Below are 15497 nucleotides of genomic sequence, written 5' to 3'. Positions count from 1 at the left end.
AATGGAATGTGAATACGTATTATTTTACAAATATGACTTTTCAATCAGGAATACTTGATATGAGGGCCTGTTTTGCATGTTAAATTTTTATTAAGGCGCACAAATATAAATGTATTGATATATGTTTGAGATGTTAAAATTGAATCTTCTTTTGGTATTTTTTTAATAGAATTCTCAAATAGGTCGTATATTTTAGGAAAATACCAGATAAATTTGCGGAAATTGTGCCTTTAAGGTTAAAAAGGAATAAAAGCGATTGAATAGAAGTAACCCCATAAATAAATGAAGAGAATTGGAGTTTTTACCTCAGGAGGAGATGCACCAGGCATGAATGCGTGTATCAGAGCCGTTGTTAGAGGGGCTGTTTATCATGGAATAGAGGTGTATGGCATAAGAAGGGGATACAACGGAATGATTAATGGCGACGTGTACAAAATGGATTCACACTCTGTTAGTAACATTGTACAAAGAGGAGGTACCATACTTAAGTCGGCGCGTAGTAAGGAGTTTATGACGCCCGAAGGAAGGAAAAAAGCATACGACAACCTGATGGAACTGGGCATTGAAGGCCTTATCGCCATTGGAGGAAACGGTACATTCACGGGTGCTATGATTTTCGGGAATGAATACGGTATCCCTACCGTAGGTGCACCAGGAACGATTGACAACGACTTGTATGGAACAGATTATACCATCGGGTTTGATACTGCTGTAAATACTGCCTTGGACGCCATCGACAGAATCCGTGATACAGCGAGTTCGCACGACCGTATATTTTTTATCGAAGTAATGGGTCGTGACTCAGGATATATCGCCGTACAGTCGGGTATTGCAGGTGGTGCTGAGCTTGTGATGGTGCCGGAAGTACTTACGCCGATTTCAGAAGTGGTAGAAACGCTGAAACAAGGTTGGAGCCGTTCTAAATCATCGTCTATCATCATTGTTGCAGAAGGTGATGAAGAAGGAAGCGCAGTGGAAGTTGCTGAGAAAATCAAACAGCAGGTAAGCGAAGACGCGGATATCAGAGTAACAACATTGGGACATACCCAGCGCGGAGGTCCTCCATCTGCTTATGACCGTATATTGGCAAGCCGTTTGGGACTTGGTGCTCTTGAAGGACTTATGGCCGGACAGAAAAATGTAATGGCGGGAATCATTAATAATGACCTCGTTTACACTCCTTTTGAAGATACCATCAGATTACCAAAGCCAATCAATGAAGATTTGCTTCGAATGGTTAAGATTCTGAGTGTGTAGTAAAAGAATATAATATCCAGATCCTCTCCGGATCCGGAAGGTTTTAGCAATAGTCAGGGATAGTCATTGAGAAATGGGATTCCATTCTCAGATGATTATATCCTATGACTATTTTGGCTAGCAGTAGCCCATCAGCTTATACATTACATAGCCAACCCACTCGTGCCAGAGTGCGTCGAAATCGGATAAGGCCTGTGTATCGGGAATAAAGAAATTTTCAAATGTAAATGCGTATTCGCGTCCGTTGAAATCAGCGGGGAAAATATCCGTTTGCATCCCCACTTTATCGAAGCACTTTTTAGAACGTTTCATGTGTGAAGCGGACGTGATAAGCAGCAAACTGGCTTTTGGGAATCGTGCGTTCAAAACCTGCCTGGAATTCAGGGCATTTTCTCTGGTATTTCGCGCCTGCTCCTCAAACAGAATGTCTTCGGGTTTCACGCCCCATTTTACCAAAAAATGAGCAGCCTGCCGGGTTTCTCCCATTTTAATAGCCATTTGCTGTGGAAGGCTAATTCCGGTGATGAATATCTTTTTTATTTTACCCGCTTTGTATAAAAGAAATGCTTGCGTGAATCTGTCGCCATTAGGTCCCATGCCGGCATGATCAGCGCCCGCAGGCATAGCAGCCGTCATTCCTCCCGACAGCACAATGCCAACATCATAGGTTTTTTCAACAGCACTGATGTTGGAGAAAGGCCATTCCCACCACTTAAAAGCCTTACTTACAATCCAGGTATTCGAAATCACGAACAGCCAGACAAAGGCAGTGATCAGCAAATTTTGCTTTCTTTGTCTTTTTTTTGTGAGGAGTGCAGCAACAAACAAAATAAAGAAAATGCTGAAAGGCATGATCAGGAAAACAATGGCTTTGGATAGAAAATAAAACATTTGGATAAGAACCTGACCGAAGTTGTCGTTTTGAAGTTAATTTTGCCGCAAGATAAAGGTTGGATTATTAAATATAACAGTCACATACAAACAGGATTTTTTCTGATGAAATACTTTTCCCGCATATCGGTTTTATCACTGTTCATTACGCTCGCTTTCGCGGCAACAGGTTACAGCCAGGGATATGAGATCGAAGCACGCATAAAAGGTATCAGAGATTCGTCGCTGATCTTGGGTCATTACAGCCGGAGCAGTACGCAATTTGTTCCAAAAGACACAGCCAAGGCCGATTCGCAGGGCAAAATCATTTTCAAAGGAACTACTGATCTGCCGGGTGGTTTGTATGTGATACTTTTTCCGGGAAATAAAAATTGGATTGAATTCCTGTATTCCGGTAACGAGCGCAAGTTTTCTATGAGTACCGACACGAGTGATGTGGTCGGACAAATGCAGATAACCGGCTCAAAAGAAAACGAGCTTTTTTATTCGTACCAAAAAGAATTAAAGAATAAATCAAAGCAGATCGAAGTCATCCGCAAAGGAGAGGGAAGTGATGTTCAGAAAAAACTGATGGCATCTCAGACAGAGTTTAAATCTTTCAGAGATAAACTTTTGACGGAAAACAAGGATTCTTTCACAGCACAAATTCTCAAAATGTCGGGTGATCCTGAGATTCCTGAGGCGCCAAAGCTGGCCAATGGCAAAACAGATTCAGTGTGGGTGTTCAATTATTACAAAGCACATTACTGGGACGATTATAATTTTGCAGATAGCCGGATCATGAATACACCATTCGTGGAGCCTCGTTTGGAAAGATATTTCAAAAACCTGGTGGTGCAGGTGCCCGATTCACTGATCAGGGACGCTGATAAACTGATAGCTAAAACCGAAGCAAACAGCGATATGAAGTCGTTTGTTGTTTGGTACATAACCAATCAATACGAAAACCCGAAGACGGTGGGTACAGAGGCGCTTTGGGTACACATGGCGGAGAAGTATTATCTGTCAGGGCAGATGGGCATAGCGGATGATACCAAAAGACGTATCGGAGAAAAGGTGGCAACGCTGAAACCGCTCCTGGTTAATAAGACATTCCCTGCACTAAACCTGACCGACCCGGATGGTAAAAAGGTTAGTCCGCAAACCTTGGCGGCGAACTACACCGTATTGTTCTTTTATGCACCCACCTGCGGACATTGCAAAGAAGCATCACCAAAACTGAAAGAATTTTATCTAAAGAACAAGGAAAAAGGAATTCAGGTAATGGCGATATCGATTGAACACGACGAAAAGGAATGGAAGTCGTTTATCAATACATATCATCTGGATGGTTTGATAAACGGATTTGATGCCTTGAAACAAATTGATTTTAACAGAAAATTTGATGTGATAACAACACCAACGGTTTATATTCTTGATAAAAACAAAAAGATCATTGCAAGGAAAATGCCGGTGGAGCAGCTGGAAGATTTTATGAATTACTACCAGAACAAGGTAGCCAAAAAGATATAGTATTGAGTTTTAGTGAAAATTTTACAGTTAAAAGTTAACTGTAAAATGTACGGCTGCAAGAAAAAAAACTCCGGATGATGGAAAAATCATCCGGAGTTTTTTTTATAAAAACGTAATACAAATCGGAGTTTTTACAGAAACACTTTCATGCAAAAATGTGAGCTTGCCCGTTTTGGCATCAGCAGTATATACAGTCAGGTTATTTTTATCCTGATTGCCGATGATCATATATTTCCCCGAAGGATCGAAGTTGAAATCGCGGGGAATTGAGATTGCCAGCGTAATCTCTTCAATTGGTTCAAGCGTTCCATCAGGCAGGATTTTAAATCCACTTATTGAATTGTGTCCGCGGTTGGACACATAGACAAATTTTCCGTTGGGGTGAACGTGAACCGCTGCACTTGTATTGCCGGTAAGACCGGCCGGAACGGTTTCGTATGTTTTGAGTTCAGAAATTACGCCGTTTTTGTCAATCCTGCATGCTGTGAGTGTTGCATCAAGTTCATTTAAAAGAAAGAGCGATTTACCTGAATTCCCAATGGCAAAATGCCTGGGTCCGGATCCCGGTTTTGCCTTAAAAAATGGTTGAGCAGGATTTGGTATCAACTTTCCTGAGCTGATGTCAACTGTATAATTGAGAATTTTGTCACTTCCCAGATCTACCACATACACATACTTCCCGTCAGGACTGGTGGTAACAAAATGTGCATGCGCCTTTTCCTGACGCTTTTCGTTCGGTCCCGATCCTGTATATTGTTCGGTATAAGTAGCTGCATTAAGTGAGCCGTCAGCTTTAAGGGTATATGCAGAAAAACTTCCGCCAGTGTAATTGGCAAGGAAAGCCATTTTGCCAGATGGATGAACCGAAACGTGGCAAGGATTCGCACCTTCGGACGGTTGGCTGTTCAGTTCTTTGAGCCTTTTGTCTGCCATCACTGCAAATGCCGTTATTTTATTTTCTCCTGAAACCGCATACAGATTTTTTTTATTTGGTGAGAGCGCCAGATAACCAGGTCCCATTGCATTTATAGTTGAATCCACAACTGAAATTTTGCCTGTTGTCAGGTCCAGATTACAAACTGTGATCACAGAACCAGACCGTTTATCACCTGTTCCAACATAAAAAGTAGCGACTTTTTGTGCAAAACCTGTGTTTGTAAGAAGAGAAAACAGAACCATAAATGTTAAACTGAGCTTTTTCATGTGAAGTTTACCTTTCGGAATGATGTTCTTTGGGTAAAGACCATTTTTGGGTTATTATAATGTGTAAACAAATATTAAAGTTGAATGGATATGAATACGATTACGTGGCAGGAATTTGAAAATGTTGATTTGAGAGCAGGAACCATAGTACGGGTGGAGGATTTCCCCAAAGCAAGAAAACCGGCGTTTAAGCTATGGATAGACCTTGGTGAGGAGATTGGCATCAAACAGAGCTCGGCGCAGATTACAAAACGCTATACAAAGGAAGATCTGCTCAATAAGCAGATTTTGTGTGTGATCAATTTTCCTGTTAAACAAATCGCTGATTTTCGATCGGAAGTACTTACGACAGGTTATGTGCTGGATAATGGAGAAGTGATTCTTTCCTCGCCGGATTTTCCGGTACCAAACGGAACCAGGCTTGCCTGAAACATGTATGTCCCGGCAATAATTATGTAAATGCAGGCTGGCTGAATGGTAGTATTTTTGCGAAAAATTTTACTATGGAAACGATCTCAGATTCTCATAAGATAACGCTTCCGGTAACTGGTATGTCTTGTGCATCCTGTGCCGTGAGTGTGGAGTCGATGCTGAAACATACAGCGGGAGTTGCAGATGCAGGTGTGAACTATGCCAATCAGTCTGTATGGATAGATTATGATCCGGGCGTAACCACATTGCCCGAACTGGACAAAGTATTACAGGGAGTGGGTTATGGATTGATTATTCAGGAAGACGAAGAGGACGCATCAGCCGAGCAGGAGAAAATACAGCAGGAGCATTATCAGCATATCAAAAAAAGTACGATCTGGGCAGGGATTCTTTCTGCGCCAGTGGTGGTAATCGGCATGTTTTTCATGGATCGGTTTGCTGCGGGAAATTACATTATGATGGCGCTTACGCTGCCTGTGCTAGCCATATTTGGCCGTGAATTCTTTGTAAATGCATGGAAACTGGCAGGTCATGGAAAAGCCAACATGGATACACTTGTTGCGCTAAGTACCGGCATTGCTTTCCTGTTTAGTGTTTTTAATACATTTTCCCCTCAATTCTGGCATGAAAGAGGACTTCATCCACACGTCTACTTTGAAGCGGCTGCGGTAGTTATTTTCTTTATTCTACTTGGGAAATTGCTGGAAGAAAGAGCCAAATCGAATACTTCTGATGCATTAAAAAAACTCATTGGTTTACAGCCTAAAACGGTGAGAATGAAGCGAGACGGCGTAGAAAGTGAAGTAGCTATCCGTGAGGTGCTTATTGGTGATGAGATCATTATTCGCTCCGGAGAGAAAATTCCGGTTGACGGCAAAGTAGTAAGCGGACAGTCTTTCGTGGACGAGAGCCTGATGACGGGAGAACCGCTTCCAGCGGAAAAGAAGGCAGGAGAACAGGTGTTTGCGGGCACGATCAATCAGAACGGAAGTTTTAATTTTCGGGCTGAAAAAGTTGGAAAGAATACGGTTTTAGCACAAATCATCAAAACTGTACAACAGGCACAAGGAAGTAAGGCACCTGTTCAAAAGCTGGTAGATAAAATTGCAGGTGTGTTTGTCCCTATTGTCATTGGTATCGCGATTCTGACTTTTATATCCTGGATGTTTTTTGGGGGAGAAAACGCACTGACGCATGCTTTGCTAACTTCTGTATCGGTGTTGGTCATTGCTTGTCCCTGTGCACTCGGGCTCGCAACACCAACGGCCATTATGGTAGGAGTTGGAAAAGGGGCGCAAAATAACATCCTGATCCGTGACGCGGAAAGTCTGGAAAAGGCACACGCTGTAAATGCAGTCATTCTTGACAAAACGGGAACACTTACCGAAGGTCATCCTCAGGTGACGGATTGGCATTGGGCAGATTCAGTTGAAAACCGGAATATACACGAAGCCGCTATCCGTGCTTTGGAAAACCGTTCGGAGCACCCGCTGGCGCAAGCCGTAGCAAGATACATTTCAATAGATTTGTCTGTAAAAGTTAAGGACTTTCAGTCGGTGACAGGCAGTGGTGTCCGTGGCAGGGTGGAAGATGGAAATTACCTGATCGGGACTTTTGGTTTTCTTGAAAAGGAAGGTGTTGTGATCAATACAGAACTGATAGAGCAAGCTGAAAACCTTAGAAATGCAGCCAAAACCGTGGTAGGTGTAGCACACAACGGAATACATATTGCGCTCATTGCGATTGCTGATAAATTGAAAGCAACATCAGCGGAGGCCGTAGCCCAACTCCAAAAACAGGGAATTGAGGTTTATATGCTTACCGGCGATAACCAGCAAACCGCAGCGGCAGTTGCAAGGGAAGTTGGGATAACGGAATATCAGGCAGAAGTGAAACCGGATGACAAAATGCAGTTTGTGAAAAAATTGCAGTCGGAAGGCAAAGTGGTAGCCATGGTTGGCGATGGCATCAATGATTCTCAGGCACTTGCTCAGGCCGATGTGAGTGTTGCGATGGGAAAGGGGTCGGATATTGCAATGGATGTGGCAAAAATGACGCTGATCACCTCCGATCTGATGGTATTGCCAAAGGCGCTCAAACTTTCAAAGAAAACGGTGAAGACCATCAAACAGAATCTTTTCTGGGCATTTATTTACAACGTAATTGGCATTCCGGTTGCTGCCGGAGTATTGTACCCATTCAATGGTTTTCTCCTGGACCCGATGATTGCAGGTGCCGCTATGGCGCTGAGTTCCGTATCGGTGGTGACAAATAGTTTGCGGTTACGGGGAGCGAAATTGTAAGTGATTTAAGGGAGAAGGAAAGCAGATGGAGTCGTAGAAACTGGCGGAGGTTTTCTCTTCATCCTAATTAATCCTAAATCCCATGCTTTACAGATTATTAGTTCTGGTATTTCTTTATTTACCCATTCAGGTTCAATCTCAGTCCTTCGTTAAAGAGATTGAACAGACACTTCGGAGTAAAATACTGGATGACGCCAATTGGGCAATTAAACAAAAACCACTTACGGTAACATCGGAATCGAGCCCACGCAGCGCAGGGACCAAACATGATTTTTATTCCGAGGGTGACTATTGGTGGCCGGATTCGCTCAATCCGGATGGGCCGTATGTACAACGTGATGGGCTTACCAATCCGGATAATTTTGTGGCGCACCGGATACTGATGATCAGATTCAGCAGAATTGTAGGTGCGCTGGCTTCTGCATATAAAATTACCGGTGACAGTAAATACGTTTCGAAAGCATTTGAACACATCGACGCCTGGTTTGTAAATCCCGAAACGCGGATGAATCCTTCATTGCTGTACGCACAGGCGATAAAGGGAAAGGTGACGGGACGTGGAATAGGCATCATTGATACCATCCACCTCATGGAAGTGGCGCAGGCGATACGCATCATGGAAAATCATAAGTCAGTGAATAAAACGCAGCTTGCTTTGGTTAAAAACTGGTTTGATGAATACATTACCTGGCTCACCACGCATTCTTACGGGAAGGATGAGATGGAAGCTAAAAATAACCACGGTACATGCTGGGTGATGCAGGTTGCTTCTTTTGCTACTCTAACGGGGAATCGGCCGGTGATCGATTTTTGCAGGGAGCGGTATAAGTCGGTTTTGTTGCCGAACCAGATGGCAGCGGATGGGAGTTTTCCTCTGGAATTGAAACGGACTAAGCCGTATGGTTATTCAATTTTCAATCTGGATGCAATGGTGATGATCTGCCAGATACTTTCCGACAAGCAGGACGATTTATGGCTGTATCAGACTGCGGATGGAAAAAGTATCAGAAAGGGAATAGAATACCTTTATCCGTTCGTTACTGATAAAAATAAGTGGGCACTAAAACCCGATGTCATGTATTGGGAAAACTGGCCGGTTGCCCAGCCATTTCTCGTATTCGGATCTGAAAAGTTCCAAAACAAAAACTGGCTCAATACCTGGAAGGGTTTAGACCACTCGCCTAAAGTGGAAGAAGTGATCCGTAATGTGCCGATCAGGAACCCGTTGATCTGGATGAAATGAGGTTGGTATTTTCCTGCTTGACAACCAATAAGCTGTTGTAATGAAGAGATAAAAATATTAGATTTGGAATAACACTTCATCTGTTAAAGAAACATTTATGCAAACAACAACTCTTGTGACACACGAAGAATATTTTGATCTTCTTGCAAAATCGGAAGTTAAACTGGAATACCACGGTGGCGAAGTTGTGGCTATGGCGGGCGCTCAGCCGGCACATAATATGCTGGCAGCTAACTTTCTTTTGAGTCTAGGGTATTGTCTAAAAAAATTGGGATGTTACATTTTCACAAGTGATCAACTGATCAGGGTAAACAAATGCGACAAATACATTTTCCCTGATCTGGTTATTGTTTGCGAAAAGCCGGTTTACGAAAAATCGCCGGGAGGGCTAGACGCTTTGCTGAATCCGGAAATCATCATTGAAGTACTTTCAGATTCTACAGAGCGTTATGATCGAACTGAAAAGTTTGATTGTTACAAAACCATTCCTTCGCTAAGGGAGTATGTAATGGTGTCGTCGAGAAAGCAAAAAGTGGAAGTTGTTAAAAAACTCAGCGAGGTAGAATGGCTGAGCCACACTTATACCAAAAACGATGAAAATGTGCTGATAAGAGATTGTATGGTAATGATGTCAGATATTTATGACATGGTAGACCTGATATAAAACCAAAAACTTTGTAAGCACTTTTTCAAATTGTGTAATACTTCTCTCTTCCATACGGGCTTTCTTTGTATGTCGTAAATTCAATTTATAATTACATGGAAACTTTAAAATTCAAGACCAATATAAAATGTGGTGGCTGCATTGCCACTGTAACGCCATTCCTGAATGGTGATGAAAATATCGAAAAATGGCAGGTTGACCTGGAAAGTGCGGATCGTATCCTGACAGTGGAAACAGTTCATTCTGCGGATGAGGTAACCGAGCTTGTAAAAAAAGCAGGCTACAACGCCGAAGAAATTAATTGATATACAGTAACTTTGTGAAAAGTAAGGTTACTAAACCAAGACATTCGAACTGCGGCTAATCGCTAATCGCCAAAAGTTCAAAGCTGATAATGAAAAATAAACTCCATCAATCACTCACCATTTTTATGGCCATGCTCGTGTTGCTAAGCAGCACCGGGTTTGCGTTCATAGAGCATGAGTGTATGATTTGGGGTAAATCGTTGCAGTTTCAGGCTGAGAAAAAAGTTGATTCTGATACTAAAAAGATAGTTTCTTCTTGCTGTGCAAAAAGCAAAGCGCAGAAAGAATCCAAAGGGACATTCTTTAAAAAGACCGATTGCTGTAAGGAAAGCCAGAAATTTGAAAAACTGGATGTACCTTCACAGGCTTCTCAATTGCATGCCAAGTTTATCAAGGCCCTTGCTGATGGCGTTATCTGGTCGACTACATCGTTTACTTTTTTGCAGGCAGAATGGAATTATCCTGTACCTGCATTTTCTTCTGACACCATCTCATTTTCTTCGCTTTTTCACGGGCGGAGTATGCTCTCTTTCGTACAGTCTTTTTTAATTTGATTCATTGATTTTAAGTTTTACAGTCCAGTTGACGATGTCAGAATGGACTGATCTTAATGACTTTCAATCAATGATTTAAATAAAATGATACGTTTTTTTTCGGGAGCTTTTTTTCTCCTTTTATCCTTCTCCATATCCGCACAGCGGATCACCGGTTCGGTCAACGAACAGGACGCGACGTCCAAAACTTTGAAACCTATTACTGGTGCAAATGTATACTGGGCAGGTAGCACGCATGCTACTTCCACAGATACCGCCGGACGTTTTAATATTCCAAGAGTAAGTCAGACCAATTTACTGGTGATCAGTTTCGTAGGTTTTACCAATGACACCGTTAAAATTGGTCAGGAAAGTGAACTGGAAGTGGTTCTCCGCAGCGACCAGACTTTGCAGGAAGTCGTAGTGCGTGGCAACGCCAATGCGATAGACAGACTTTCTCCGCATCAAACCGAAATCATCACAACCCGTGCTCTTGCCAAAGCAGCGTGCTGTAACCTGTCCGAAAGTTTTGAAACCAACGCTTCGGTATCTGTATCATACAGTGACGCCGTAACTGGTTCCAAGCAAATCCAAATGCTGGGATTGAGTGGAAATTATATACAAACCAATGTTGAGAATATACCGGGTTTGCGTGGACTGGCATCTACTTTTGGACTCAATTTTATACCGGGAACCTGGATTCAGTCCATCGATATTGGCAAGGGTGCAGGTTCGGTTGTGAATGGTTACGAATCAATGACCGGACAAATCAATGTGGAATTACAAAAGCCGGATTCGCAGGAGAAATTGTATCTGAACACCTATGTCAACAGTTTCGGAAGAGGCGAATTGAACCTCAATCTGGCACATCAGATCAATGAAAAATGGAGCACCGGACTTCTGACACACGCAAGTACGCTGCAAAACAGGATTGATAATAATAAAGACGGTTTTCTGGATTTGCCCTTGTATACACAGTTCAACGGAGTGAATCGCTGGAAGTACCAAAGCACCAAAATGATGGCTCAGTTTGGTGTGAAAGCACTGTACGAAGACAGGTTGGGCGGTCAAAAAGATTTTCAGCGTGATATGAAAGGCACAACGGAAGCTTATGGTTTTGGTGCAAAAGTGGGGCGTTATGAGTTCTTTTCCAAAATTGCCAAACTCTTTCCTGACAAACCTTACAAAGGCCTTGGGTTAATTGTAAACGCCTCTCTTTACGATTCCAAATCTTATTTTGGGCTGAACAAATACAACGGTCGGCAAGAAACTTTGTATGGAAATCTGATCTACCAGTCGATTATCGGAAGCACCAACCACTCTTATAAAACGGGTGTGAGCTACTTGTACGACAATTACAATGAGCAATATGTAAACCTTCCAATCCTTAGAAAAGAGTCTGTCCCAGGTGCCTTTTTTGAATACACTTTCAATCATTTGGATAAGTTTGTGGCTGTTGCGGGTGGACGTGTTGATTTCCACAATTTGTACGGAACACAATGGACACCAAGGGTACACCTGAAATATAACCTCACAGACCAGACTACCTTACGCGCATCGGCAGGAAAGGGTTTTCGGGCATCTAATCCGCTGGCCGAGAATTATGGAAATCTGGTCAGTTCGAGGGCAGTTGTTTTCCGTGAATCGATTCGCCCTGAGGTTTCCTGGAACTATGGAGCCAGCCTGACACACGAATTCAAATTAGGAGAAATGGCGGGAAGTTTTATCACGGATTTTTATAGAACCGACTTTGAAAATCAATTGGTTGCTGACCTGGAAGATCCCCGTTACATGTATTTTTATAACTTAAAAGGAAGGGCTTTTGCCAATAGTTTTCAGGCGGAAATCAATCTGGTTCCGGTAAAACGCTTCGATTTGAAGCTTGCTTACCGCCTTTTTGATGTGAAGCAGACTTTGGATGGTCTGGAGGATCAGAGTACATTACAGCCTAAAATGATGGTGAGCCGCGATCGTGTTCTATTCAATGCGGGTTACGCCTTGCCTTACGACAAATGGAAATTTGATGCAACGCTGCAATGGAATGGCAAGAAACGGATTCCTTATATGGGTGATATGACCGATCACTCTGAACATGGAATGGTAACAGAAAGGCTGTCAACCATGGCGCCATCATTCTTCAATCTGAATGCGCAGATTACGCGTACTTTTGTCAAATGGGATTTGTATGTAGGAGGGGAGAATCTGGCGAACTTTACACAAAAAGATCCAATTATGGGTGCCAGTCATCCTTTTCATCAGGGATTTGATGGCGGCATGGCGTGGGGACCTGTTACCGGACGAATGATTTACGCCGGAATGCGTTATAAGATTGTGAGGTAGGGAAAGAAAATCCGGTCTGAACGCTTCGGCGGTCTGAACGGATTTACTGCAACTGAACAGGTGGAAGGAGCCGGATTCAAGAGAAGCAAAATTCAGAAGAATTATTCTTTTATGAAATTACAAATCAAAAATATGGTCTGCGACCGCTGTAAAAAGGTGGTGCGCGATGAAATGGAGAAGCTGAGTATCGTTCTTAACCGGGTCGAATTGGGTGAGGTGGAAACTGAGAAGGAATTGGATGCAGACAAATTGAGTGCAGTAAAACAAATGCTGGAAAGCAACGGGTTCGCCTTGCTTGACGACAAGAAAGATGCTTTGGTGGAGCACATCCGTACACTTATTATCGAGGAAGTGCAATATTTGAAAGGGCACAAACCAACTCAAATGAACTTCTCGGATTATCTGTCGCAGAAAACAGGATACGAATATTCATACATCAGCAACATGTTTTCAACTGAAACCGGGCAGCCAATTGAGCAATACATCATCGCTCAAAAGGTTGAGAAAATTAAGGAGTGGTTGTCGTACAACGAGTTATCACTTAGTGAAATGGCGTGGAGATTGTCTTACAGCAGCGCTGCACATTTGAGCAATCAGTTCAAAAAAGTGACGGGGATTACACCCGGAGAGTTTAAAAAAAGTAATTCTCTTGCCCGCAAAACACTGGACAAGGTTGGAGAAAAAATAGCTTAAATCATCTATAATCATCAATTCAAAACCTTCAATTCTATGACCAAGTTTATTTATGCATCTCTGTTTTTACTCCTTACAGCTTGTGCCGGGAATAGTGAAAAAGCTGAAAAACAGGAAACTGAAACAGAAGCGGTTGCCGAAGCAAAGTACGCATGCCCAATGAAATGTGAAGGTGAGAAGACTTACGCGGCGGCCGGAACTTGTCCGGTTTGCAAAATGGATTTACAGGAAATAGCCATGGCCGAAACGGATTCTACCGGACATGCACATTGATAATTTGAAATTTTAAACGAAAAAAATATGAAAAAGACACTGGTAACATTTGTAGCCGCCATGCTTGTGATGTTTAATGTTGCATTGGCAGATGGCGATAAGGTGGTCAAAATAAAAACGACTGCGGTTTGTGAAATGTGTAAAGCACGTATTGAACGCACGCTTGGTCTTTCAAAAGGTATCAAAGAATCCAATCTGGATTTGAAGGATAAGGTGGTTACGGTGAAATACAATCCGAACAAAACTTCACCGGAAGCGATTCGCGAAACCATCATTAACACGGGTTACGATGCCGACGGCCAACTGGCCAACATGAAGGCACATGACAAACTGCCAAGTTGCTGCAAAAAAACAGTAGCACCTCATTGATTCTACACAGAGAAGTCAGCTTTTAAGTTGGCTTCTCTGACTCAAAATATACAACCCTACTTCACCGGGTTTCCGTTTTAAATTTCAAACATGATGAAAACATCAATCAAAGTATTGGCATTTGCCGGTATGCTAGCCACAGCTTTGCCCGCTTTTTCTCAACATGAGCATCATGCGGAGCCGGCAAAGGACACTACAAAACAGGAAAGAAGTCATGAAAACACTGGTCATGAAATGCATAACATGAAGGAAGGACATGATATGAGCAAACACATGACCCATAACTTCTCACTTAGTTTGCCCATGACCCGAAACGGTTCCGGAACAGGATGGCAACCGGATGCAACACCTATGTACGCCTATATGAAACATGGTGGAAAATGGAATTACATGTTACATGGGAGTTTGTTTTTGAGATATACTGGTCAGAATTTTAACAATAAGGGTAAAAAAGGGCAGGATTCGAAAGTCAGTCTTCCCAACTGGGTAATGGGAATGGCGCAACGCCAAGTTGGTAAAAACGGACTGCTGACTTTCAGGGCGATGGTTTCGCTGGATCGCCTAACCGACGGAGGCGCAGGTTATCCGCTGCTTTTTCAATCTGGTGAAACCTGGAAAGGGGAGGCGCTCATTGACCGGCAGCATCCGCACGACTTGATTTCTGAACTGGCAGTTGGTTATACGCAACGTGTTAATGACAAAATTGACGTTACGCTTTATGCGGGATATCCGGGCGAACCCGCTTTGGGGCCAACGGCATTTATGCATAGAATGTCGGCATTCAATAATCCGGATGCTGTTTTGGGCCATCATTGGCAGGATGCAACACACATCACTTTTGGCGTTGTAACGGCGGGAGTTCGTTATGGGAAATTCAAGCTCGAAGGTTCATCTTTTACAGGAAGAGAACCGGATGAAAATCGCTTCAATTTTGACAAGCCACGGTTTGATTCCTACAGTTATCGACTGCTTTTTAATCCATCAAAAAACTGGGCAATACAGGCTTCAAGAGGTTTTATCAAAAGTCCTGAGGCTGGTCATGCAGGGCAAAATGTGAATAGAACCACAGCTTCCGTTCAACATTCAGGGAAACTGAGTGGAGAAAACCGTTGGGTTGCGTCTTCCATCGTTTGGGGTTATAACGATTCTCAGGGGCATAGCGAACATTCGTTTCTGGCAGAATCCAACCTTCAGCTAAACAAATGGGCAATATATGGCCGGTATGAGTTTGTGCAGAAGAGCGACCATGAACTGGGAATTTTATGGTATGACAAAGTAGAGAAAGAGAAATTTCCTATATCACTTTCCTCTGTTGGAGTGAGTAGAGAGGTTGCTTCGTTTGGCAATACCATTGTGCAGGCAGGCGCGCAGATCGGGTTTTACAGTATTGATAAGCTTTTACACGGCATTTATGGCAAATCACCGGTTTCCGGCCAGGTTTATTTGAGGGTTACGCCGGGGAGGATGCGGATGTAACTT

Annotated in this window: 15 protein-coding genes; 13 read left to right on the top strand and 2 right to left on the bottom strand. The window is 42.9% G+C overall.

Annotated elements, in window-relative coordinates:
- The first annotated feature begins 282 nt into the window (after positions 1–282).
- On the top strand, positions 283–1257 hold the full coding sequence (pfkA, locus tag LZG71_RS15315) for a 6-phosphofructokinase (RefSeq protein WP_233821759.1): 975 nt from the start codon (positions 283–285) through the stop codon (positions 1255–1257).
- 117 nt (positions 1258–1374) lie between these two features.
- Here the strand turns inward: pfkA and LZG71_RS15310 are convergent, their stop codons facing one another.
- Positions 1375–2148, bottom strand: coding sequence for a YdcF family protein (locus LZG71_RS15310; protein ID WP_233821756.1), 774 nt, complete (start codon positions 2146–2148; stop codon positions 1375–1377).
- A gap of 105 nt (positions 2149–2253) precedes the next feature.
- Here LZG71_RS15310 and LZG71_RS15305 point away from each other — a divergent pair, with 105 nt between their 5' ends.
- On the top strand, positions 2254–3660 hold the full coding sequence (locus LZG71_RS15305) for a TlpA family protein disulfide reductase (RefSeq protein ID WP_233821754.1): 1407 nt from the start codon (positions 2254–2256) through the stop codon (positions 3658–3660).
- Between the two features lie 102 nt (positions 3661–3762).
- On the opposite strand, the gene LZG71_RS15300 is transcribed toward LZG71_RS15305, so the two are convergent.
- Entirely contained in the window at positions 3763–4863 is a 1101-nt protein-coding gene (locus LZG71_RS15300) for a lactonase family protein (RefSeq protein WP_233821752.1), read from the bottom strand.
- Between the two features lie 90 nt (positions 4864–4953).
- On the opposite strand from LZG71_RS15300, the gene LZG71_RS15295 reads away from it, so the two are divergent.
- The 11 genes from LZG71_RS15295 (at position 4954) to LZG71_RS15245 (ending at position 15494) form a co-directional block, all read left to right on the top strand.
- The gene (locus LZG71_RS15295; RefSeq protein ID WP_233821750.1) at positions 4954–5292 is read left to right on the top strand and encodes a tRNA-binding protein; all 339 of its coding nucleotides are present in this window, start codon (positions 4954–4956) and stop codon (positions 5290–5292) included.
- Between the two features lie 74 nt (positions 5293–5366).
- Positions 5367–7598, top strand: a complete 2232-nt coding sequence (locus tag LZG71_RS15290; RefSeq protein WP_233821748.1) for a cation-translocating P-type ATPase — start codon at positions 5367–5369, stop codon at positions 7596–7598.
- Positions 7599–7680: 82 nt separating this feature from the next.
- On the top strand, positions 7681–8841 hold the full coding sequence (locus LZG71_RS15285; RefSeq protein WP_233821746.1) for an alginate lyase family protein: 1161 nt from the start codon (positions 7681–7683) through the stop codon (positions 8839–8841).
- Between the two features lie 97 nt (positions 8842–8938).
- Positions 8939–9505 (top strand): Uma2 family endonuclease, encoded by a 567-nt coding sequence (locus LZG71_RS15280; protein ID WP_233821744.1) that lies wholly within the window; start codon positions 8939–8941, stop codon positions 9503–9505.
- A gap of 95 nt (positions 9506–9600) precedes the next feature.
- A complete protein-coding gene (locus LZG71_RS15275) occupies positions 9601–9810 on the top strand; it encodes a heavy-metal-associated domain-containing protein (RefSeq protein WP_233821742.1) in 210 nt (69 codons plus the stop codon).
- A gap of 89 nt (positions 9811–9899) precedes the next feature.
- On the top strand, positions 9900–10364 hold the full coding sequence (locus tag LZG71_RS15270) for a hypothetical protein (RefSeq protein ID WP_233821740.1): 465 nt from the start codon (positions 9900–9902) through the stop codon (positions 10362–10364).
- Between the two features lie 84 nt (positions 10365–10448).
- Positions 10449–12683 carry a TonB-dependent receptor domain-containing protein gene (locus tag LZG71_RS15265; protein WP_233821738.1) on the top strand — a complete coding sequence of 745 codons (2235 nt, stop codon included), beginning with the start codon at positions 10449–10451 and terminating at the stop codon, positions 12681–12683.
- Between the two features lie 111 nt (positions 12684–12794).
- The gene (locus LZG71_RS15260) at positions 12795–13376 is read left to right on the top strand and encodes an AraC family transcriptional regulator (RefSeq protein WP_233821736.1); all 582 of its coding nucleotides are present in this window, start codon (positions 12795–12797) and stop codon (positions 13374–13376) included.
- Between the two features lie 36 nt (positions 13377–13412).
- On the top strand, positions 13413–13649 hold the full coding sequence (locus LZG71_RS15255) for a heavy metal-binding domain-containing protein (protein WP_233821734.1): 237 nt from the start codon (positions 13413–13415) through the stop codon (positions 13647–13649).
- Between the two features lie 27 nt (positions 13650–13676).
- Positions 13677–14018, top strand: coding sequence for a heavy-metal-associated domain-containing protein (locus LZG71_RS15250; protein ID WP_233821732.1), 342 nt, complete (start codon positions 13677–13679; stop codon positions 14016–14018).
- Between the two features lie 90 nt (positions 14019–14108).
- Complete coding sequence (locus LZG71_RS15245; RefSeq protein WP_233821730.1) at positions 14109–15494, top strand: hypothetical protein; 1386 nt, start codon at positions 14109–14111, stop codon at positions 15492–15494.
- The last annotated feature ends 3 nt before the right edge of the window (positions 15495–15497 follow it).

The sequence above is a fragment of the Dyadobacter sp. CY312 genome (genome assembly GCF_021390535.1).
GTDB lineage: Bacteria > Bacteroidota > Bacteroidia > Cytophagales > Spirosomataceae > Dyadobacter.
Note: the sequence above shows the minus strand (reverse complement) of the source record. Positions and strands in the feature narration are given on the sequence as shown.

What these genes read in the sequence shown, in the direction of transcription:
- pfkA (WP_233821759.1), top strand. Translation starts at nt 283, where the DNA reads ATGAAGAGAATTGGAGTTTTTACCTCAGGAGGAGATGCACCAGGCATG.
- LZG71_RS15310 (WP_233821756.1), bottom strand. Translation starts at nt 2,148, where the DNA reads ATGTTTTATTTTCTATCCAAAGCCATTGTTTTCCTGATCATGCCTTTC.
- LZG71_RS15305 (WP_233821754.1), top strand. Translation starts at nt 2,254, where the DNA reads ATGAAATACTTTTCCCGCATATCGGTTTTATCACTGTTCATTACGCTC.
- LZG71_RS15300 (WP_233821752.1), bottom strand. Translation starts at nt 4,863, where the DNA reads ATGAAAAAGCTCAGTTTAACATTTATGGTTCTGTTTTCTCTTCTTACA.
- LZG71_RS15295 (WP_233821750.1), top strand. Translation starts at nt 4,954, where the DNA reads ATGAATACGATTACGTGGCAGGAATTTGAAAATGTTGATTTGAGAGCA.
- LZG71_RS15290 (WP_233821748.1), top strand. Translation starts at nt 5,367, where the DNA reads ATGGAAACGATCTCAGATTCTCATAAGATAACGCTTCCGGTAACTGGT.
- LZG71_RS15285 (WP_233821746.1), top strand. Translation starts at nt 7,681, where the DNA reads ATGCTTTACAGATTATTAGTTCTGGTATTTCTTTATTTACCCATTCAG.
- LZG71_RS15280 (WP_233821744.1), top strand. Translation starts at nt 8,939, where the DNA reads ATGCAAACAACAACTCTTGTGACACACGAAGAATATTTTGATCTTCTT.
- LZG71_RS15275 (WP_233821742.1), top strand. Translation starts at nt 9,601, where the DNA reads ATGGAAACTTTAAAATTCAAGACCAATATAAAATGTGGTGGCTGCATT.
- LZG71_RS15270 (WP_233821740.1), top strand. Translation starts at nt 9,900, where the DNA reads ATGAAAAATAAACTCCATCAATCACTCACCATTTTTATGGCCATGCTC.
- LZG71_RS15265 (WP_233821738.1), top strand. Translation starts at nt 10,449, where the DNA reads ATGATACGTTTTTTTTCGGGAGCTTTTTTTCTCCTTTTATCCTTCTCC.
- LZG71_RS15260 (WP_233821736.1), top strand. Translation starts at nt 12,795, where the DNA reads ATGAAATTACAAATCAAAAATATGGTCTGCGACCGCTGTAAAAAGGTG.
- LZG71_RS15255 (WP_233821734.1), top strand. Translation starts at nt 13,413, where the DNA reads ATGACCAAGTTTATTTATGCATCTCTGTTTTTACTCCTTACAGCTTGT.
- LZG71_RS15250 (WP_233821732.1), top strand. Translation starts at nt 13,677, where the DNA reads ATGAAAAAGACACTGGTAACATTTGTAGCCGCCATGCTTGTGATGTTT.
- LZG71_RS15245 (WP_233821730.1), top strand. Translation starts at nt 14,109, where the DNA reads ATGATGAAAACATCAATCAAAGTATTGGCATTTGCCGGTATGCTAGCC.